General features: G+C 40.5%; 23 protein-coding genes. 6 read left to right on the top strand and 17 right to left on the bottom strand.

Going from position 1 to position 21,394, the window contains the following annotated elements; translation table 11 throughout:
- Positions 1–76: 76 nt before the first annotated feature.
- The 4 genes from MST16_RS07525 to MST16_RS07510 form a co-directional block, all read right to left on the bottom strand.
- Positions 77–568 (bottom strand): hypothetical protein, encoded by a 492-nt coding sequence (locus tag MST16_RS07525; RefSeq protein ID WP_078193829.1) that lies wholly within the window; start codon positions 566–568, stop codon positions 77–79.
- A gap of 361 nt (positions 569–929) precedes the next feature.
- On the bottom strand, positions 930–2,324 hold the full coding sequence (gene fumC, locus MST16_RS07520) for a class II fumarate hydratase (protein ID WP_078193830.1): 1,395 nt from the start codon (positions 2,322–2,324) through the stop codon (positions 930–932).
- 198 nt (positions 2,325–2,522) lie between these two features.
- Positions 2,523–3,530 carry an SDR family NAD(P)-dependent oxidoreductase gene (locus MST16_RS07515; RefSeq protein WP_180011423.1) on the bottom strand — a complete coding sequence of 336 codons (1,008 nt, stop codon included), beginning with the start codon at positions 3,528–3,530 and terminating at the stop codon, positions 2,523–2,525.
- A gap of 520 nt (positions 3,531–4,050) precedes the next feature.
- On the bottom strand, positions 4,051–4,647 hold the full coding sequence (locus MST16_RS07510; protein WP_180011421.1) for a phosphatase PAP2 family protein: 597 nt from the start codon (positions 4,645–4,647) through the stop codon (positions 4,051–4,053).
- A 303-nt stretch (positions 4,648–4,950) separates the two neighbouring features.
- Between MST16_RS07510 and tusD the strand changes: the two genes are divergently transcribed.
- From tusD to MST16_RS07490, 4 genes are read left to right on the top strand one after another with little or no spacing between them, the layout of a single operon-like run.
- Positions 4,951–5,319 carry a sulfurtransferase complex subunit TusD gene (tusD, locus tag MST16_RS07505; RefSeq protein WP_180011419.1) on the top strand — a complete coding sequence of 123 codons (369 nt, stop codon included), beginning with the start codon at positions 4,951–4,953 and terminating at the stop codon, positions 5,317–5,319.
- A 45-nt stretch (positions 5,320–5,364) separates the two neighbouring features.
- Positions 5,365–5,715 carry a hypothetical protein gene (locus MST16_RS07500; RefSeq protein WP_078193833.1) on the top strand — a complete coding sequence of 117 codons (351 nt, stop codon included), beginning with the start codon at positions 5,365–5,367 and terminating at the stop codon, positions 5,713–5,715.
- Positions 5,716–5,728: 13 nt separating this feature from the next.
- On the top strand, positions 5,729–6,016 hold the full coding sequence (locus MST16_RS07495) for a DsrH/TusB family sulfur metabolism protein (RefSeq protein ID WP_180011417.1): 288 nt from the start codon (positions 5,729–5,731) through the stop codon (positions 6,014–6,016).
- 48 nt (positions 6,017–6,064) lie between these two features.
- Entirely contained in the window at positions 6,065–6,376 is a 312-nt protein-coding gene (locus MST16_RS07490) for a TusE/DsrC/DsvC family sulfur relay protein (RefSeq protein WP_078190987.1), read from the top strand.
- Positions 6,377–6,458: 82 nt separating this feature from the next.
- Here MST16_RS07490 and MST16_RS07485 read toward each other — a convergent pair whose 3' ends face one another.
- Together MST16_RS07485 and MST16_RS07480 are read right to left on the bottom strand one after the other, a co-directional pair.
- Positions 6,459–6,938: a helix-turn-helix domain-containing protein gene (locus MST16_RS07485; RefSeq protein ID WP_078191046.1), complete on the bottom strand. Its 480-nt coding sequence runs from the start codon at positions 6,936–6,938 to the stop codon at positions 6,459–6,461.
- A 148-nt stretch (positions 6,939–7,086) separates the two neighbouring features.
- The gene (locus tag MST16_RS07480; RefSeq protein WP_180011413.1) at positions 7,087–7,986 is read right to left on the bottom strand and encodes a LysR family transcriptional regulator; all 900 of its coding nucleotides are present in this window, start codon (positions 7,984–7,986) and stop codon (positions 7,087–7,089) included.
- 97 nt (positions 7,987–8,083) lie between these two features.
- On the opposite strand from MST16_RS07480, the gene MST16_RS07475 reads away from it, so the two are divergent.
- Entirely contained in the window at positions 8,084–8,536 is a 453-nt protein-coding gene (locus MST16_RS07475) for a CidA/LrgA family protein (protein WP_180011411.1), read from the top strand.
- On the top strand, positions 8,533–9,243 hold the full coding sequence (locus MST16_RS07470; protein ID WP_171262654.1) for an LrgB family protein: 711 nt from the start codon (positions 8,533–8,535) through the stop codon (positions 9,241–9,243). The genes MST16_RS07475 and MST16_RS07470 overlap by 4 nt, the downstream gene beginning before the upstream one ends.
- Before the next feature lie 64 nt (positions 9,244–9,307).
- On the opposite strand, the gene MST16_RS07465 is transcribed toward MST16_RS07470, so the two are convergent.
- From MST16_RS07465 to MST16_RS07415, 11 genes are all read right to left on the bottom strand, one after another.
- Positions 9,308–10,054, bottom strand: a complete 747-nt coding sequence (locus MST16_RS07465; protein WP_180011409.1) for an adenosylcobinamide-GDP ribazoletransferase — start codon at positions 10,052–10,054, stop codon at positions 9,308–9,310.
- The gene (locus MST16_RS07460) at positions 10,051–10,674 is read right to left on the bottom strand and encodes a histidine phosphatase family protein (protein WP_180011407.1); all 624 of its coding nucleotides are present in this window, start codon (positions 10,672–10,674) and stop codon (positions 10,051–10,053) included. The genes MST16_RS07465 and MST16_RS07460 overlap by 4 nt, the downstream gene beginning before the upstream one ends.
- Entirely contained in the window at positions 10,675–11,727 is a 1,053-nt protein-coding gene (gene cobT, locus MST16_RS07455) for a nicotinate-nucleotide--dimethylbenzimidazole phosphoribosyltransferase (RefSeq protein ID WP_180011406.1), read from the bottom strand.
- Complete coding sequence (cobU, locus tag MST16_RS07450) at positions 11,724–12,245, bottom strand: bifunctional adenosylcobinamide kinase/adenosylcobinamide-phosphate guanylyltransferase (protein ID WP_180011403.1); 522 nt, start codon at positions 12,243–12,245, stop codon at positions 11,724–11,726. The genes cobT and cobU overlap by 4 nt, the downstream gene beginning before the upstream one ends.
- A complete protein-coding gene (locus MST16_RS07445) occupies positions 12,242–12,916 on the bottom strand; it encodes a 2'-5' RNA ligase family protein (RefSeq protein ID WP_180011401.1) in 675 nt (224 codons plus the stop codon). Before MST16_RS07445 ends, cobU begins: the two co-directional genes overlap by 4 nt.
- A 192-nt stretch (positions 12,917–13,108) precedes the next feature.
- Positions 13,109–15,280, bottom strand: coding sequence for a bifunctional mannitol-1-phosphate dehydrogenase/phosphatase (gene mtlD / locus MST16_RS07440; protein ID WP_180011399.1), 2,172 nt, complete (start codon positions 15,278–15,280; stop codon positions 13,109–13,111).
- A gap of 235 nt (positions 15,281–15,515) precedes the next feature.
- Positions 15,516–16,736 (bottom strand): MFS transporter, encoded by a 1,221-nt coding sequence (locus MST16_RS07435; RefSeq protein WP_180011396.1) that lies wholly within the window; start codon positions 16,734–16,736, stop codon positions 15,516–15,518.
- A 111-nt stretch (positions 16,737–16,847) separates the two neighbouring features.
- Positions 16,848–19,115, bottom strand: a complete 2,268-nt coding sequence (locus MST16_RS07430; protein WP_180011394.1) for a TonB-dependent receptor — start codon at positions 19,113–19,115, stop codon at positions 16,848–16,850.
- 15 nt (positions 19,116–19,130) lie between these two features.
- A complete protein-coding gene (locus MST16_RS07425) occupies positions 19,131–20,390 on the bottom strand; it encodes an MFS transporter (RefSeq protein ID WP_257224644.1) in 1,260 nt (419 codons plus the stop codon).
- Positions 20,366–20,758, bottom strand: coding sequence for a hypothetical protein (locus tag MST16_RS07420; protein ID WP_078190999.1), 393 nt, complete (start codon positions 20,756–20,758; stop codon positions 20,366–20,368). The genes MST16_RS07425 and MST16_RS07420 overlap by 25 nt, the downstream gene beginning before the upstream one ends.
- The gene (locus MST16_RS07415; RefSeq protein ID WP_168378659.1) at positions 20,755–21,387 is read right to left on the bottom strand and encodes a GNAT family N-acetyltransferase; all 633 of its coding nucleotides are present in this window, start codon (positions 21,385–21,387) and stop codon (positions 20,755–20,757) included. Before MST16_RS07415 ends, MST16_RS07420 begins: the two co-directional genes overlap by 4 nt.
- Positions 21,388–21,394: the final 7 nt, after the last annotated feature.

Here is a 21,394-nt window from a genome sequence, read left to right as displayed (position 1 = left end):
GAAGTAAATCTGAAGTTCTGCTGTACATATAAAAAATCCTCCTAAGCGGAGGATTTTTCGACTAACTTTTTGACGTTTAGAATTTTGCTTCTAGTACATTCGCTGACACTTGGTTTTTCCAAAGCTCACGTAAAGTCGGTAGATAGAATTTTTCACCTAGCTCGACCAACTCTGCATCAATCAAACCATGAACTTCGTGCATGAATAGATAATCCAGTTCAACAGTTTGTAATTTTGACTGTGCTTTTTTATATTCTTTGCGCTTTTGCTGTGCTTTTTTTACCAAGTTATCTGCATAAGCACGGTCTTTATATTGGGCAATAGCATTCAAACGTAGTTCGATTACGCCCCAACCACTGAGTAGCAATTTAAATTTTTCAAAATCTGTCGTTGTCGATTCCCAGCTCATTTCTTCTAGATTTTCATTTTCAGGCAAAACTGGTAGCAAAAGCTCCATAACACTTGGGAAAATCTTTTTAAAATTCAATACAAATTTAACAGGATGCTCGCCCGGATAGTCTTTAAATTGAACGTTCTTTTGGACATCTGTCAAATAGATGGTGAGCATTGGGGGAAATCCTTAAATAAAACACTGTCTTGCAAATATTTATTCAAACAAATGTCAAATAGCAACGAAAACAGAAAAAGAAAGGCATTTTAACAAGTGTGCCAATGAATTCAAAGCCCAATCCAATGAATTACTCGCTTCATCATCAGGCCTTTCTTCATTTTGTTCGTTCCCCTATTTTTAATAAACAGTCCTGTTTATATACATACATTTCAAGATGACTATGATTCAAAAAAATATGTGTTAGCCAGTATTCAGCGATAAAAAGAATTAAAAAGTTATCCAATAAAAAGAGAGGCTGAATATGAATCAGCCCCTCTTTTTATTTTCAAACACTCTAGATGAATGATCTCAAACCAATTTATTTGGTATTGGGTGAAACCATTTGCTCAGGACGAACCACTTCATCAAATTGCTCTGCAGTGACTAAACCGAGTTCTACCGCAACTTGTTTTAGAGTTTTACCTTCTTTATATGCAGTTTTAGCAACTTTTGCAGCATTTTCATAACCAATTACAGGATTGAGTGCCGTAACTAACATTAATGAATCATGTAAGAAATGATCGATTTTTTCACGGTTTGGCTCAATGCCTACTGCACAGTGGTCATTAAAGCTATTACATGCATCACCGAGGAGTTGAATAGATTGCAATAAGTTAAAGGCAATAACCGGCATAAACACGTTTAATTCAAAGTTACCCGATGCCCCAGCAACATTAATGGTTGTGTCATTTCCAAGTACTTGAGCAACCACCATCGTCATGGCTTCACTTTGAGTTGGATTGACCTTACCTGGCATGATGCTTGAGCCTGGCTCATTTTCTGGAATGCGTAGCTCACCAAAACCACAACGTGGGCCACTGGCTAACCAACGCACATCATTAGCGATTTTATTTAAACTTACAGCAAGTGTTTTTAACGCCCCCGATGCAAATACAGCAGCATCACGTCCTGCAAGTGCTTCAAATTTATTGGGTGCAGTGACAAATGGCAGACCCGTTTGTTTCGCAAGTTCTGCTGCTGCTTTTACAGCATATTCAGGATGTGCATTCAGACCTGTGCCGACCGCTGTACCACCTAGTGGTAATTCATACAGTCCTTCTAAAGCTTGATTTAAACGCTTCAAACCATGATCGAGCTGTGAAACATAGCCGCTAAACTCTTGGCCTAATGTTAAAGGCGTTGCGTCCTGTAAATGTGTACGGCCAATTTTAACAATATCTTTAAAATCGTTAGATTTAGCTTCTAAGGTATTACGCAGTTTTGTTACTGCAGGAATTAAAAGCTCATTGATTTGTAGACTTGCAGCCACATGAATTGCGGTTGGGAATGAATCGTTGGTCGATTGAGCACGATTGACATGATCATTGGGATGGACAGGTTTTTGTGAGCCCAACGGATTACCCAGTTTTTGATTGGCAATATTGGCAATGACCTCATTACAGTTCATGTTACTTTGCGTGCCTGAACCAGTTTGCCAAACTACCAGTGGAAATTGTGCATCCCACTGCCCTGAGATCACTTCTTCGGCTGCATTGACGATATAACCAGAAAGTTCCTGAGGGATTTGACCCAATGCTGCGTTAGTAATCGCTGCTGATTTTTTAACGAGACCCATTGCACGAATCATTGGACGTGGTAAACGTTCACCACCAATTTTAAAGTTTTGCAAACTACGCTGTGTTTGTGCACCCCACATCGCATCGCTAGGTACTTCAACATCGCCCATTGTGTCATGTTCAATACGTGTTTGCATAAATGACCTCATATCCTTATCTATAAAATTGAACGTCTGTGCAGAATCAAATTCTGCTGATAAATACAGTTTAGGTAACTTTTTTAGCCTTGTAAATAATAACCATTATCAATTATAAGTGTTTTATTTGATAATCTTTATCGTGATTTTATAAAGAAAATCATGCACGACGATTAAATTTACCCAATACAAGACGAGTTAATTCCCTCTTAATGTTTGTTGATAGAAACGCCATTCATCTTCTAGCATTTTCTTTAAATCTTGTTCAGGCTGCCAATCAAAAGTACTTTTCGCTTTCTGTGTACTTGCCCCAAGCTGGTCATATTCATGGCTTGGGTAAAAACTAGATTCGACCGTCTTAATCTCCGCCTGTGTCACTTCTGAAAGCGTATCCAACAGTTGCTGTATCGAAACCAACTCACCTGAAATATTAAAGGCCTCACAGGCGAATTGCTGCTGCGACAACCATTGCAAACATTGCCACACCGCCTTACAGCAGTCGAGTACATGCAAGAAACTCCGTTCCACAGTACCATCTTCAGTTTTGGCTTGTTTGCGAAGTTCGATAAAGTCTCGTTGTAAAGCCCCGACTTGCATCGCAAGCGGCACAATATTTTTTGGCAATGGCGCAACAAACTCACCTAAAACTGCATGTTCGAATGCACCTGCGACGTTTCCTAAACGCAAAATCGCAATTTTCCACTCATTATCAGTACGTGCCGTATCCCGTATAATTTCTTCCACCATTTGTTGAGATTTCACATAGGGATTTGGATAGGTAAAATTGATTTCTGTGTCTTCTGTTAATTCTGCCGACGACTGTCCATATACCGCTAAACTTGATAAATGGATCAGTGTTCGTACACCTGTTCGCTGCATAGCACGCAGCAAACTCATGATACAACTGACATTATCATTATAATATTCAAGTGGTTTAAGGACGGATTCTTCCAATGACTTAAAGCCTGCCGTATGAATGACAGCATCGACGGTATATTGTTCAAATACTTTATTGAGTGCGGGAGTATTGCGAATATCGAGTTTGACAAAAGGCACATACATGCCTGAAATAAATTCAAGTCGTTCAAGTGTTTGTAAATTTGCATTGGATAAATTATCCACAATAATGACTTCTTGACCTTGAGCCATTAAACTCAAGGCTATATGTGAGCCTATAAAGCCTAAACCACCAGTCACTAAAATCATTGTTTAGATACTCCTTATAGTTATCAAGCTTTTACAACTCTTTGGCATCATCTTGGTGTCGTCACCAACTTATCTACAGATCTAAATTTTGAAACTTCGCCTCAGCATTTTTCATGAGCCGAACAATCTGCAAGAGCATTCTAGTTTTATCTTACTGCTTTGGAATTTTGACTGTGTTGCAGTTATGAATATTAACTGTATTTGATTTACGACAAATGACCTCGCTAGCCAATCAATTTTGAAGAAATCTCAAGATTACGTGGTATTTGAGCGAACAACTTTTAGAAGAAGAAATTTAAAAATAGTCGCACGGCAAAGCATATTTCACAGCAATAAAAAGTATTAGAGGTGATCTACTCGAATGAGCAAACAGCATTGAGCAGTCTGACTATTTTTTGAGGTATAGGATCTGGATGTGAATGCCAGATGAATCATTAGAATTATTCATCTAGCAAGATGTTGGCAATGTAACTATAGCAGCAGCAAACTTTAGAAATCGCAGATATCTAAGGAACTTAATTTAGCGGATATAGCCTTTTTTGATCATGGCTGAAAATAAAAATTCATAAACTTTTAAGATCAAGCTCACCAAATATGACCCATATTTTCGCCATAAAGACAGTCCAACAAAATTAAGCAAAACAGCAATGATCAACGCGCCTGCCATATCCATTGGATAATGCACACCCAAATAGACTCTCGACCATGCAACAAGAAAAGCGAATGCTAGAAATACATAGCCGACGGTTTTTTGCTTTGAAAATATATAAGAAAATGCAATCGTGCTAAAAAACAGCATGTGATCACTCGGGAATGATCCATTCGGTGAATGTTCTATAATCGTGCGTCCAACGTCCAAGACAAAGGGTCTAGGATAGTAAAAAAAACTTGAAATAACTTGGCTGATAAGAAATGCGACGATTGTAAAAACAGTGGCTTTAACGATTTGTTTTTTGGTGTCAAAACCGCCTTTAAACCAAGCCAAAAACATCAAGAGAATCACGATATAAAATAGATCATTGGCTATAAATATGGCGAAAGAAATAGTGAAATCTAAAGCATTGTCCGAAGCATTGATTGAATTAAATAAACTTAAATTAAATTTCTCTATATTCATGAGATGGTTTAAAAAATGAAAAGATCATAGCACTCTGCAAAATCAAAAATTGCGTTTTATTCATATAAAGATTTTTTCAGTATGTAACCGCACAGTTTATTTATGAAAAAGTGATAGCTTGAGGCTAGATCCCCAATAAACCAATACTCCTACTTAAAGAAAAATTGGCTATGACTTTGCTGCCTAATTAAGCAAAACTTTGCAAATATTCAGATCATTGAGTAAATCATTGTATACTAGCTTTTTCTTCTGAACTCAGAACAAACTGTCGATCTAGACCGTTTATTCATTTAGTGAATTTCGATGAGTACTCTATTACTAATTACCTCCTCACCCACTTCGATACTGGCTTGGCATGCTTTGGGTCTTGCCCAAGCGCTGAAGCAGAAAGGCGAAAACTTTCGGGTTTTTTTCTATCAAGATGCTGTAAATGTGGCGAATGCCCTGCAATGGGTGCCTGATGATCAACGCAAACTCAGTAGAGAATGGCAAAAACTCGGCATTCGTTTACCTGTTTGCGTAAGTGCAGCGCTCGCACGTGGGATCACAGATCAGGAAAATGCACAGCGTCACAATATTCAGCAACATAATCTAGCTGAGCAATTTGAACTTGTGGGCTTAGGTGAACTTGCCGATGCCGTACAAACTGCAGACCGTTTATTGCAATTCTAAGTATTTTTATTGCCGCGCATTTGTAGCATTGAAAAGGAAAATTACGTGAAATCTGTACTGGTTGTTTTAACCCATGCAAATCTTGCAAGCTTACAAGTACATGAAAGTCTTTCTGCGACCATGGTGCTTGCAACCTTCGGTTGTGACGTAAAAGTGTTGCTCAAAGATGCTGCGCTAAGCTTACTTCAAGCAGAACAAGAGTTTAGTCAGCTCAAGCATGCGTTTAAACTCGCATCCAACATGGTTGATAGCTTTGAGTTTTATGATCTCACTCCGATTTATATTGAACAAAAAAATTCACAGCATCCATTTGTAATCAACAGTGAACAAGAACTTGAGTTTGTTCAATTCAATACTGAATTAATTCAACAATTTGATCATGTGCTGTATTGGTAAAAGAGGAATGATGATGTCAAATTCTACGCTGTATTTAGTCCAAGCCAGCTATGCCAATACCCTACAGCACATCCAGCAGTTAGCCAGTTTAATCAACCCTGAAGATGTGATCATCTTGATGGGTGAAGCAGTCTTACATATTGCAGATGAACAAATTCAGCAATTTGGCACATGTTATGTACTTGAAAATGATGCTGAGATTTTAGGTAAAATTATGAATTATAGTCATATGAAAGTAATCGACTATGCCGCTTTTGCTGATCTATGCCTGAGATTTAAAAGATGTATTTCACTCAAATAATTTGAGTAAAAGCGATCCATTTCTACAATCTTCTCTTTTGGAATGAATATGAATCTTGAATTAGACCAAGATGGCCATTTGGTGGATTACACTATTTGGAATGAAACTGTTGCCCAAGAACTGGCTAAAAGTTTAGAACTTGAGTTAAGCCCTTGGCATTTTGAAGTTTTACAAGCTGTACGACAGTTTTATCAACAGTTTGGTCACTCGCCGGCAACTCGCCCACTCATTAAATTTTTAATGAAAACGGTGAGCGCTGATATTAATAATGCGGTGTTACAAGACAAATTTAACACCGGTTTGGTCGCTCGACATTTAAGTCGTTTAGCGGGCATCCCTAAACCTGCAAATTGTTTGTGATTTTAAAGCAATCCAAATACCGCTTAGGCTATTTTGGCTAAATAGATGTAAATCAGCATCTTGAAGAAAGCCATAAAACAGCTTAGGCAGGTTTTAATTGATTTAGAGCGATGTAATAGGCTTGGGTAAATATCGGTTTGACCTGTTTGGCTTGGATCGGTTCGGCACAACATGAGCACACTAAAACCGGTTTAAATTTTTGCCCACATGCCTGATGCACATATTCAACTGGTGATCCCAATCCCTGATCCATATATTGATCGGCCCAATGTGTCATGGCTAAAAGGATTGGATACAAGTCTAAGCCTTTTTGAGTCAGTCGATATTCAAAACGTTCCTGACGCTCGACATAAGCAACTTTGGTTAAAATACCTTCTTCAACCAAACGCTTTAATCGGTCAGATAACACATGACGCGTCACACCGAGATTTTGTTGAAAGTCATCAAAACGTCGAATGCCCATAAATGCATTACGGATAATCAACATGGTCCAACGATCCCCTAGCACTGAAAGTGCACGAGCGATTGAACACGGTTGTTGACCAATATCATCCCATTTCATTTTATGAACCATCAAAAATAACGACCAACACCCAATTTAATTCATGCCTGTTGATTTTGCAAAATCCTTTTCAATAATCTTTGATGTACAAATCATAAATCCACCATCGTTTCAACGCATTCATTTTATCTATTGATCTGTAAATGAACTAAAAATGTATTTTGTCTTTATTGTCCTCAATTATTTCTAGCCATGCACGCGTTGCGGGACTCATGGCAACAGTGGTATTCCAGGCCATACTGAGTTTCCAGTCTAGGTTTGGATTTTCTAATTCAGCCATATGGTATTTTGCCGCATCAAGTTGTTCACAATAAATTTTAGGCAGTAGTGCAATCCCGACATTTGAATCTACCATTTTGGCGATAAAGTCCCACTGGCTACTTTTACACACCACATTTGGCTCAAATCCGACGTAATTTGCCGCCTGTATAATGATGTCATTGAGTGTGAAGGTATCGTCATACAATAAAAAAGATTCTTCTTTTAATTCAATCAACGAAACGGTTTTTCGCTTACGCCACTGTGAGTTTTTTTTAGATAATAAACATAAAGGTGACTCCATCACTGGAATACCACTTAACACCGGTTTCAAGTGACCCAAAATAATTCCCACATCGACCTGTTTTTTTAAAATGGCATTTTCAATACCCGTCGCCCCTACCTCAAAAAAGCTCAGTTCAATATTGGGGTATTTTTTATGAAACAGCGCAATTAACTGACTGAACAATACCGATGCCAATGGCGGTAAACCTAGAGTCAATTTACCTTGTTTTAAGGCGCGAACTTGGGTGACAGTATCAAGCATCCGTTGTTGTTCATTCAAAATCACTAAAGCATGCTGATAAATCTGCTCTCCCATATAGGTGAGCTGTGCTTCCCTTTTACGCCCTGCTTCACCTTTATGAAATAAGGGTACGCCGATCTCGTCTTCTAACTGACGAATTAATTTACTAATGGTCGGCTGAGTGACAAAAAGCGCTTCTGCTGCATGACTGAAACTCTGTTTTTGTACGATGGTCACAAAGACTTTTAAGCTTTTAATGTCCATTATTATTCCATATAGGCATAATTAATAATTAATTATTCATAATTATACAGGGTATGCACTTTTAAAATAGCGTCATCTCCTATTCTGCTGTTGTCTCATGGATACGCTTCCACAATCTTCTTCCAAATTTACCCAGTTTCTCAAGACCTTAGCGCAGCTAAGTTTATTGATATTGATCTGGTGGATTGGATCTTGCATTCAATCTTGGTTTAACTTGCCGATCTCTGCTGGCGTAATTGGTTTATTACTGCTATTAGCCGCATTATTGAGTGGTTTATTTAAAATGCAATGGGTCAAACAAGGCTCAGATTTTATTTTGGCTGAACTGGTTCTATTCTTTATCCCCTGTGTAGTTGGATTAATTAAATATCAAGATTTATTACTCAGCTCTGGCTGGCAGTTAATTTTAGCCGTGGTACTGGGTACCGTCTGTGTCATGGTGTTTACAGCATTTACGGTTTATTGGGGCTTTAAACTCGAGGCAAAACTTAAAGCGAAACACCAAACTGCGACAGATCATGATGTCAACACAGCAGGAAAAACCTTATGAACGATTTTGGGTTGAACAGTATCTCAGTGTTGTTTTTCGTCCTGACCCTTGTCGGTTATATTTTGGCGAAAAAGCTACATCGTAAGTTACCGTATATGGTTCTTTCCCCTGCACTATTCGTCCCGTTTGTGCTGATTATACTCATGCTTTGCTTTCATATTTCATATGACACCTATATGCAAGAAAGCCAATGGATTGTATGGATGCTCGGCCCGGCCACTGTGGCCTTTGCTATCCCCATCTATGAATATCGACAAATTATCCGTCAGCATGCGCTGAGTATTAGTTTAGGCATCGTGATTGGCATGTTAGCTGGGATTATTAGTGCTTTTTATTTGGCACAGTTATTTCAATTTGACCAAGAAACGTCTTATAGCTTGATGGCACGTTCCATTTCTACGCCATTTGCCATGGAACTTACCTCAAATATTGGGGGCTCAGTAGAATTGGTGATTCTATTTACCATGATTACTGGGATTGCCGGCGTGGCTTTGGCTGACCTAGTTTTGGCTGGGCTTAAATTGCATTCACGCTTTGCGCAAGGTGCGGCTCTTGGCAATGCCGCACATGGATTTGGTACAAGTAAAGCATTATCACGTCATAAAGAAGAAGGTGTTGCAGCCTGCTTGAGCATGGTACTTGCTGGGGTCTTTATGGTATTGCTTGGGCCATCACTTATTCATTTGGTCATTTATCTATTGGGATAAATAAAAAGCCCAGTGCAATAGCTGGGCTTTTTAAATGATGATTTAAACTGTTTCATCTGTAAAACTATGCAGCTAAATAATGTAGTGCAATGACAAACGCTAAAAGACTAGATACCTCAGTAATTTCAATCGCAGCACCAATTGTATCGCCCGTCACGCCACCAATACGCTGAATAAATTTCCATCGCAAATACAGTAAAGTACAAATAAACGCGAATATACTCACCACTCCAAGCCAGCTAAAATACAAACATGCACTTAGGCAGAGTATAAAGACCAGGTATGCCGACTTTCGTGGAATAGTTGCTGCTATCGATGAGCCCAAGCCTTTTTCACGAACATACTGAGTTGTTAAAAACAAAAATAAAGGGGCTAAACGACCTAATACTGGAAATACAATTAATGCCAAATACATTTGCTGTTGTAGCAAAACATAAAGCGCCGACCATTTGAGTAAGCAAATCACGACGAGGCTCAACACACCAATCGGCCCACATGCAGGGTCTTTCATGATGTTAAGTGTACGCTCGGCATCACCAAACCCACCGACCCACGCATCTGCCGTATCAGCTAAACCATCTAGATGTAATCCACCTGTGAGCCAAATCCAAACTACCAGCAAAATACTGCTGAGTAAGATAATCGGCAGACTATGCAATGTAAAAGCAAGCAAGGCAAGAATGCCACCGATCAACAATCCCACCGCTGGATAAAACAGTAAAGATTGTCCATTTTGCTGTTTCGATGGCATCGCTTTAAGTTGAATCGGGAAAGTCGTGAGAAACTGTAGAGCAATCCAAAAAGGTGTCATTCACTTTGCTCCAAAAGACGAATATTTGCACGATTTTGCACAATGAATGAATTTAATTGTCCCAATTCAGCCGTCATTTTTAATAAATCATCTAAGTGACTTTGCTGTGCCGTACATTTTAATAATTTAATCACGCCACCATGGGAAACCAATAAAACGCGGTGCCAATGATGCTGTTGAGCCTGCAAGACTAACTCATCTAGACCGCTTAATATCCGATGTTGAAATTGCTGAAGACTTTCTGCATTCGGTGGCGTAAATGTGCTGGGGCTTTGCCAAAACTGTGCGAGTAACTCTGGGGTGTTTTCATAGATATGCTTGGTTGATACCGCTTCCCAGTCGCCAAAATGCATTTCTTGAAACTTCGCATTTTCAAACATTGGACATTTGAGTTGTTGAGACAAATCTAAAGCAAATAAACGGCAGCGCTGTAAGTCAGAAGTGATGATGACATCCCAGTTCGCTAAACCGTGTGTATGTATGACGTTCAATACATCATCTATGGTCTGCTGCATCTGCTGCCAACCTTTTTGCGTCAAAGTATCATCTGTAGAGCCACGTAAGGTATGGCTCAGTTCAGTCTCACCATGACGCAATATATCTAAACGGAAATGTTCCATTTAAACTTTTTCACCAATCACAGCAGCTTGCGCGAAAGTTGCCATGTTGTTATGTAAACGACATGCCAAACGAATTAAACCTAATGCCGCACCGGCACCGCTACCTTCACCTAAACGTAAATTCAACTTCAAAAGTGGTTCAGCTTCAAGGGCTTGGAGTAAACGTTGGTGCCCATATTCAGCCGATTGATGACCAAAAAGCATCCACTCACGTACAGCAGGATTTAAACGAACAGCGACCAAGGCAGAAACCGTACTAATAAATCCATCCACGACCATTGCCAGACCCAATTGCGCACAGCGAATGTACGCTCCAACCATCGCGGCAATTTCCAAACCACCTACAGCACATAGAGCTTTAAAGACATCTTGGCCGACATAGTCCTGATGTAAAGCTAAAGCTTGATCAATCACTTGTTTCTTATGTGCCAATTGTTCAGCACGAATACCTGTACCAACACCTGTCAGTTTTTCGGCCGGCTCATTAAATAAAAAACATGCAACAGCAGAAGCAGAACAGGTATTGCCAATGCCCATTTCTCCTGCGACATAAATTGACGCACCTGCAGCGATAGCATCTTCAACACTTTTACGGCCGAGATTCATCGCTTCAATACATTGTGATTCGCTCATCGCAACAGTTTTAGCAAAATTTGCTGTACCCGCTGCAATACAGTAGCGCTCTACCCCTGCATATTCATAAGCGTCACCTACCGAACCACAGTCAATCACTTGTAGTTTGGCTTGATACTCACGTGCAATGACACTAATACATGCACCACCGGTCGTGAAGTTTTGTAGCATTTGGCGTGTGACAGCTTGAGGATAGGCCGAAATATTTTCTTCCATCACGCCATGATCACCTGCAAAGATGGTGATCCATGGGAAATCGATATTGGGCTGATCTGTGTTTTGTAATGATGCAAGTTGCACCGCTACATTTTCAAGTTCTGAAAGTGAGCCCGTAGGTTTAGTTAGCTGTAACTGGTGTTTTACCGCCTGTTGCTTAGCTTCGATACTCGGATTTTGACAGGGTTCTTGCCACCAGTTCATGCTTTATCTCCTTTTAAGATTATTGGAAAACCTGCAACACAAAACACCACATGGTCAGCAATTTGACCAATTTGTTGATGTAAGCGCCCAGATTCATCGACGAATTTTCGACTGATTTGTCCCATGGGAACAACGCCTAGTCCAGTTTCGTTACTGACTAAAATAATGTCTGACTTTAATGTCGGTAGCACCGTAAGTAATTTTTGGCATTGTTGCTGTTGAAAGTCTGCTTGTTCATGCAGCAATACATTACTCATCCACAGCGTTAAACAATCGATAAGAATGGTTTGATGAGCTTGGTCTATTTCAACTAAGCGATCGGCTAAATACAAAGGCTCTTCAATCAGCCCCCAATGCTCAGGACGGTCAGCTTGATGATGCTGAATTCGCTCCTGCATTTCCTCATCATATGCTTGTGCCGTAGCGACATAGATGACGGCTTGAGCACTCGCTTTAGCTTTTTGTTCTGCAAGTCGGCTCTTACCTGAACGTGCCCCACCCAAAATGAAATGAATCATGATTGTGCCATCTCTATATTTTGTCTGAACTGATGTTGATAATAAGCACTCAATGCCCCTTGTAATACTTGAGCCTGATAATGACCAAAAGTCAGTTGCTTGCTTTCAAAATCAAAGCTGTGCTGTTCAACTTGTTGGATTCTTTCAAAAATATCATCGCTATTCCATGCCTGTTTATACAAGCCCAATGTGATATGCGGACAATATTCGATCGGTGCAATTTCATTCGAGCTTACATTGAAAGCTTGACGTAGATGATCAAACTTACGATCTAAATCCAAAATTTCAATAAACAGTGCGCTTTGAAAGCTATGGATCTGACCTGTACGTAGCCGAATATTAGATAGCGATAACTGTCGAAGTTGTTGTTGATGCAGTGCCAACTCATCTGCTGAGAAATTATCATTCCATCGTTGTTCAGAATGATCGATTAATTGGGTTTTATTCAGCTCTTCAAAAAAACCACAAATAAACACGGTGATATGAAATTGGCGCGTATTCGGCGTGTATAAAAGATCTGAAAACTGCGCTCGAAGTGCTGTGAGATATTCCAATAATTTAGGATCCTGTATTTCTAGATACCACAAAGCATAGTGCTGACGACCTTGATGCCAATCGGGATAATCCTGATTGAGCGTCGGTACGACTTGCGTTGAAGGTTTTAGAAACACAGATAAATCACTTTAAATTCAATCTGCTTTATTAAAGCATGAATCAAAACAGACTTTACCCAATTTTGATTTAGTAATATTCAGTTAGAACTGAAATTCATTCATCTAAGACCTCTATTTAAGAAAAAAAATGCCAAGTCATACTCAGCATTTTGATTCAATATATATTGCGCACAGATAAGCATTATATTTTTAGGCAAATTTCGCAGTATCTTTCTGATCTTGCGTTACAGCATGGTTTTTCCAAGATGTAAACTGCTCTGTGAACTGATCAGAAAAATGCTGCAACTGTATCATTACATTGGCCTCAATCTGTTCAATACGTTCCAGTTGTTCAAGCTCGTTTGTCTTTTTCAGTTCTGAAAATTGCAACTGGATAAAGTTGATAGCCTGATCCATCGAACATTGATTAACACTCACGGCATACATCAAACCATAGACAATACCTTGCTGTAGGTGCGTTGTCTCCAGTCCATATTTCACATTGGTCGCCAACGAGCCCAACACTCGTTCATTAATTGCAAGTTTACGTAAAGGATCTCGTGCCACACGCGCACATGGATCTTTATACGCATGTTCACAAGAGTTTATAAAGCTTTCTGCCAGTCGTGTTAGATCAAAAGCACGATTTGGTAAGCGTCGTGCTAAACCAGCCTGCACCTCGTCAATAAGTTCATGCATAAATTGATCAACCCGATGATCTGCAAGTGCCACACCTATGGTTTGATGATTAAACAGTGCTGATTGCCAAGCCAACATGGCATGTACGCCATTCCATAAGCGATTTTTAATTAATTGAATATCTTCAATATGATCGACCAAAATCATTTGACGCATTTTTTCTAACAAAGGACTGTTATTTTCTACATAGATCGGCATGTCAGATTCTGCGTTAAATAAAATTAAATCCATGCTTTGCAATATATGACTTGGGTGGAAATTTCGGCGCATATCCTCAACATATAAAGTGGCTTGACGTTCCTGATCAGGATTTAATTTCGTCGCATCTTCTAAGTCTAATTGAGCATTCACTTCAACTTCATCTAATTGAAATTGTTTGAAGATATTATATTTTATACGGAGCTGACGATATAAGTTTTGGTCACTTAACTTAGACACCATGCGGTTGACCACGGTATCGCAAAAATAGTGTTGTTGCATGATTTTCTCTGCAACAACCGCTCCAGCAAGCTCAGTTAAAGCCTGTTTTAAATGTGACATTAATAATTGTTTTGCTCCGACTTTGTTCAAAATGATCAGCATCGTTAGAGGTTCGATGGCTTTCTCATCATGTGCAATATGTCGTGCATACAGGCCTTGTGCAATGGTTTTGGCCTCTTCTGCAATCGCTTTTTCAGGCAAACAGATGGCAACCAAACTTGACTCTGTGTACATCTCTTGCATCTGCTGAATATTTTCAGCATCAATGACTGCCATGTTTTCAATGCGTTCGTCATAAGACAATTGACCATAGCGAATACAATAGGTACCAAATGCATTGACCGCAGAACGATATAAAGGGTTACGAGTCGATGCATAAATTTTTTTCGGGCGTGTATAACCATCCCAATGCGACAAAATTTGTGCTAAATAACCACCACCAATCGCCCCAAAACCATGAATACCAACAGTGAGCTGATTAAGGGTTTGTGGAAAAGCCTCTTGCACATGCGGCATCTCTAAATGCGCAGTGAACGGGTCAAGTTCCGTCAAACAGTCATACATACATTCATAATAATATTTGGCTTTGGACAGCATGTTTTGATTGGGCGATTTAATATCTTTAAACAGTACGGTAATACCGCCAGCGTCAAAGGCCGAAGTCACACCATTTTCCGAGTCTTCAAACATCAAACAATCAGCAGGATTTAAATTCAGCTTTGCGGCAGCACGCATAAATATTTCAGGATGTGGCTTACCATTTTCAACTTCATCGCCACAGACTAAGACATCAAAGAACTTATACACATTGGCATTGATGAGATATTCTTCTGCGATTGCACGGCGACTCGATGTTGCCACGGCCATCCTCAGTCCTGACTTACGTAAGCGTTCTAATACTTGAACCAAGCCTTTTTTGATCGGTACACCAAACTGACGAACATGCTCCAACTCTAATTCATCTGCGAGTTTGCGAATATCTGCGTATGGAATGTTTTCATCATATTCAGCTTGGGCCAATCGATGCGCGCTTTGTGCACTTAACCCCAAACAATTCATCAGATATGATTCGGAAAACTCAACACCGGTCAATTCAAGAGATGCCTGTTTCAATGTTTGAAACCGTAAACGTTCAGTATCAAACATTGTTCCATCCATATCAAAAATGGCGCCCAGAACCAAATCATTATTAAATTTAAGCATTTAACCTCCGTTATTTTTTATGTGAAAAGAATAACGGAGAAAACTATTGATTCAGTACTTTGAGAATTAATGAAACAATTGTGGTTATTTTTTAATCAAAAATCTTGCTTTTAAAATCTATTTTGTAAGATCAATCACCGATCAAGTAACATCATGTAATCAAAACCATCTATTGGCAGGATAGTCCTATCTTCACACCGACCTATTGAAGTATTTATACAACTCGATGCATATTTCACTCAGTCACTCGCTTCACGGTTTGAGTTTTGGTTTGAAATAAAAAGAATACGATCAGACCGAGCATCACTAAAAATAAAAAATAATACGGAAATTCTTTGTGCCACTGGTATAAACCCGTGCTAATCAGTGGCCCGACAACAAAGCTCAAAGCCTGAGTGGCTGTACACCAACTTGCCACCTTGGTCTGTAACGCACTGGGCGCCGTTTGCGCTGCACCCGTTGTAAATGCAGGGATTAAACACGCAACCGATATACCATATAACAGGTACGTGGCTTGGAATATCCGTAATTCATTGGTGAAAACCGAAATTAGCAAGGCTACTGCCATGCTAAACAGCCCAACCCACAGTAAGCGATATACGGACCAATTTAAATACTTAGAAATCAGCGTTTGCATAATCACCAAAGCAATACCGACGACAAGAGAACATTCTGCAAAATGCACTGCGCCTTCTGCAGCAGTCATATTAAAGCGGTCTTGAATATAAAACCCGGCCGTTAAATTTACGGTCACGATGGCAAGATAGAGACTAAATCCCAACATTAACCATGGATAGCATTGCTGAATGCTCAAATCCGTAGATGGTATCTCATCCTTAGCTGTCACTGGCTTTTCAACGCTATGCTGTTCGGTATGTCGATCAAAGCTGAACACCAAGACCACAGAAATCAACGCTAAAATAATGATTGCAGCCCACAGCGGCGTCATGATTCCACCAAAGCCCAGCAGCAAGGTTGTTAGAAATGGACCAATGATCACGCCTGCACTGTTTAATGCACCAAATTTTGACATCGCTTGTGAACGCTGCTGCTCATTACTAAATCGGGTCATCACATAAGTTTGCAAGGCAATCTGTGGCATCGCCATAAATATCCCAGTCGCTGCGCGTGACAACATCAATAAACTAAACAGCAGCAACATCCCTATCTGAACAGTAAGGCCATACATCAACACAGCTGTAAATAGCCCCCATGTCACAGCCATGCCCACAAAACCGATACTCAAGAGTTGATAAATCGAAAACTTAGATTGATTTTTTGAAATGTAAATGGCACCGATGGCCATCAGCAGCGCACCAACGGAAACCATCGCGCCGCCTTGTAGTTCAGAAAGTTTTAACTCACGAACCAATGGCGCCAACAGCGGCAATATCATCGAGAAACTTGCACCATTGGCAAGACTGGCAGCAATAAACAGTTTGTTATTTCGATCCATTATTTTTGTTATCCATTTTTAATGGCTACGTTATAAACAATAGAGGTGACTTAAGCCACCTCTATTTTGTAAGTCACGATACCGTGCTTTAAACACGATTCAGGATTTAAATCAGTATTTCACTGTATAACTTAAACCGTAGGTACGACCTTGTGCAGCTAGGCTAGAAATTGGGCCATAGACAGTTTCAACCGACTGGCTGTACACCGACTTATAATCCGTATTCCACACGTTGTAGACACCAAAGCCCACATTACCCGGTCCTACTTTTGCATTGGCAATCACGTCCATCGTTGCAAAGCCTTTAATTGCCGCTGCTGGAGCAGATCCATATTTCACAGCATCTTTTTGGGCTTTGTCTGTACCGCCAATCGCTAAAGCTTGAACACGTAGGCTCATGTCATTATCAAACTGCCATTCTGAAAATGCTGTTCCTTTTAAAGGTGCCACACGAATGGCATCCAATTCTTGCCAGTCACCTTGGGTATTTTTAAATTGGCCCGTGGTATATGCAACTGTGCCGCCAACCGTCCAATTTGGTTGAACTTCATAACTGGCATTGGCTTCGACACCATAGATACGCTCATCGGTATCAATAACATCAATGGTGTAATTCGGCGCACCAAATTTCAGGCTTTTATCTGAGTCATTATAAAAAGCCGTCACGCCTGCATTTAAACCACCGGCATTTTGTACACGCCATCCGAGTTCATAGTTATTGACTTTAATCGGGTCAATGGTTTGGCTATTAATCACAGAATTTGCCGGCACATCGCGCAGCATACGTTGCACATCGGGCAAGTTTGAACCTTGTGAGAAATTAGCAAACACTTGCTGTGCATCTGTTAAGTGATACACCGCGCCAACATTAAACAGCGTTGCATCATGTTTTACATTGCCGCCATTCAGTGTTTTCGCCACATAGCCTGGGGTTAAATCTGCAGTAATGGCTTCCATATAAGGCACAGATGAATCGACATCGCTTTCTACACGTTCATGGCGAATGCCGGCTTGTAAACCAAGACGGTCGGTTAATTCATATTGCGCTTGGACAAATACCCCAAGTTTTTCTGTTTCAACATCAGGGCCAAAGGCATAATAGTTAAACGGCTGATAACTCAGACCATTACTTTGAATAAATGTAGCACTGTCATACATTTGGATATTTTGTTGATCTTTTTCATTTTCATAGTCCACACCATAGGTTAGCCCCAGTTCACGACCATTTAAGTTAAGATCTTTTTGTAGAGCAACACGCGCGCCTAAAACATCGATATCGGTTTCTGACTGATACACCAAGAAGAGTTCAGGTGCCATTTGACGTGCAGATGGGAACCACCGTGCTTTTTCATTTCGATAATAGGTTTCAGCGTTTAGACGGTGGCCTAAAATATCTTGATTTTCATATTGTGCGTTGACGCTATAACGTTCAGTTTGTGATTGTTCAGCAAGTTGTAAGCCTTTTACCGCATTTAATGACAACGGCAGCTTGCCACCCACGGGCTGTGAGCGCAGCGCATTTAAATTTGGACCATAGTCAGGGCCATAGTCACTATCTTGCTCATCATTATAATATTGCGCGCCAAAACTCAGCGTTTGACCATCGGCAATTTTCCAACTGACACGACCATTTAGATCTAAAGTGTCGGTATCTTGACGGTCTGTTTGTGCAATTTCAGGTCCAATACGGTTGCCATGACTATCTTGTATTTCACCACGTTTGGTATAGCTTGCACCTAAAGTTCCGCGTAAATTGCCTTGATTAAAGTTCATGGTTTGTGCAGCTTCATAAGCCAGAACATCAGACTTAAAGTTATTACCAGAAGTAACACCGACTTTCGTTTCAAAACTCAGCGGTTCAGATCCACCTCGTTTGGTGATGATATTGATAATACCGCCTGTCGCACCTGAACCATAAATACTACTTGCGCCAGAGACCACTTCAATTCGTTCAATCATCGACGGGCTAATACTCGCCAGTTGTCGAGATCCATCACGATATCCCGTTTGCGGCACACCATCGATCATGTATTGCACCACACGTCCACGCATGGTCATCCCATAGTTAGACGTTGTACCACTCGATGGAGTCAGTGATGGCACCAATAAACCAACAATATCAGCTGTGCTTTTACCTGCATTGGCTTGTTTTTCAATTTCTTCTTTAGGAATGCTGTACACCGTACCCGCAATATCGGCAATGCTTTTCGCAGAACGAGTTGCCGTCACAACAATCGGTGCCATTTTAGTAGCTACTGCAGTTTGTGTTTCAACTGCAGTATTTTGTGCAGTGTCTGTCGTGACGTCTTGCGCATAAAGCTGAGTGCAAATTGCTAAGCTGAGACAAGTCAGTTGCATCGGTAGAGCTAAACGTTTCATATTCTTTTCCATTTCTTAGAGTTCCGATTGAGTCGGAAGAGTTTGAGTTTTTAAATTTTGTGTTTTTAAAACAATGCGTTGACTAAGTAAGACACTGATTACTGAGCCGATTGCCAATACCAAGTAAAAATGTCCATAGCCTAATGATTTTGCGAGAAAGCCTGAAAATGCGCCGCCAATGAAGTAAACGAGCAATTCAAAGCACACTAATATAGTGAAATCGGTACCCGCCTGTTCTTTAGAACTGGTCTGCATGAAATAGGCATAGAGTGATGTCATGGCGATATAACGAATGGCTAGCATCAACACGACAAATAGACCTAAAAGCAGATGCCATTGATTCAACCACTCCAATACAACGGCTGCCCCAATGACGGCATATAGCAATGTACGTAACCATCCTGCCCAGACCAACAATTGCGTCGCTTTGATTTTTTTCAGCAATACAGCTGCAATCAGACCGACACCGGCACCGACCACAGACATCAACACCCCGATCTGAGACAGTGACCATTTTTGATCGATCAACATGGGATTCAGCATTGCCATAGCGGGTGCTTCCACCACGCGATAACAAACGATGAGCAGCAAGGCCCAACGAATCGCAGGTCGTTTAAACGCTTGTCGCAGGCTTGGTTTGGCTTTTGCAATTTGAGTTTGTGGCTCTTCTTGAATAAAAAACACCGCAAACATGGTTAAAAATGTCAGCAGCGCTAAAGTTGTGAGCGCTGACTGCCAATCCCAATATTGGTAAATCCATAAAGTCGCAGCGCCACCGAGCATACTACCGACGGCCACCCCAATACTTTGTGCCATACTGCCCAGACGGTAATTGCCTTCGGTAAATTTCTCTACCGTATAACCATCAATCGCAATATCTTGCGTTGCCGCAAACGTTGAAATCCATAAACCAACAATGACAAATAAAGTCAGCCCATAAGAAAACTGCGTAAAGGCTAAAACCAGTACCCCCAGTACCAATGCGATTTGCGTAAACAACAACCATGTTTTACGTTTACCGAGTTTTTTGACATAGAGCTGATCGATCCAAGGCGCCCAAAAAAACTTGAATGCCCATGGAATGTAAAGCAGCGATAACATGCCAATCCAGCGTAAATCTACCCCTTGATGTCGTAAAATAGCAGGCAAAGCCACATTGTAAAAATACAAAGGCAATGCATGTGCTAAGTACAAAATGATCACGACGCTCAAACTCAGGACTGAAATTTGAGATGGTGAAATTGCATGATTTAATTTTCTTGAGTGTTGTTGCATATCCACCTCTGCACTGCCCATTGCAGCGCATCAGACTGTTCTAATGAAACGTAATAAGGCACACGCCACGCTGCATGCAGCGCGGGTGTATTTAAACGTTTGAAGTCATCTGGATCTTGCGCAATACGCACCAGACCCAAACAATATTGAAAAAAGAGATGTTTAAACTTCTTGTACCAAACGGCCTGTATTTGCCGATATTCTTCAGGAAATGTCGTTCCCTCAGCCGTTTGCATTACCAAAACAAAGGGCTGACTTTTCAGAAAAAAGCGCTCAACTTGAGTCAACCATTGTTCAAACTCTTCCACTGAAACATGCGCTGAAAAGCGCATGTCCAGTATGTGCATGTGGGTGCAGCGATAACTCATGACACCGCCTTAGCTAGTTGCTGATGCTGAAATGCCTTGGAGTCGTTTAAGTAGTGACCAAATTTTGAATAAAATGTTTCTCTAAAGCAGTAATACAACATGGCGGTCTTTTCAGGCATTGGGATTAGGCGCTGCGCTTCATAGCACATGTCTTCAACTACGACGGCATAAGGCTTCACACTATGATCAGGCTCTCCCACAATCTTGGCTGATGCTGCATTTTCAAAGATATAAAAACTCAATAAACGCATGACAGGACGTAAATAGCCTTTACCAAAAACGGACTTTTCTCCAAATAACAAATGCCAACCTAGATCAAGCTCATCACCGTCGTAGTACAAACCTAAACGATCCCGTTTTCCCTCGTAAATCTCTGTGTAGCCCACATCTTCACCATTGACTCCTACAATCAAAATTCGGTGATGATCATCTGCCAGCATTTTTTCGTAATACACTTTTAGTTCAGTTTCTGACTTATTGAGCTGCCACTGTGGAATAACATGCGGTTCATGCATCCATTTATGAACCAAAGCCATATCTTCTGGATATTGCATTTGTCGTAAGTAGTATTGCGTCTCATTCTCATGGTATTCATAAAAATCAGGTAGTTGTCGTGATAACGTTGTCATGATGTCG

The sequence above is a fragment of the Acinetobacter sp. YH16040_T genome (assembly GCF_024605785.1).
In the GTDB taxonomy this organism is placed as follows: Bacteria; Pseudomonadota; Gammaproteobacteria; order Pseudomonadales; family Moraxellaceae; genus Acinetobacter; species Acinetobacter amyesii.
This window is presented reverse-complemented; position numbering and strand designations above follow the sequence as displayed.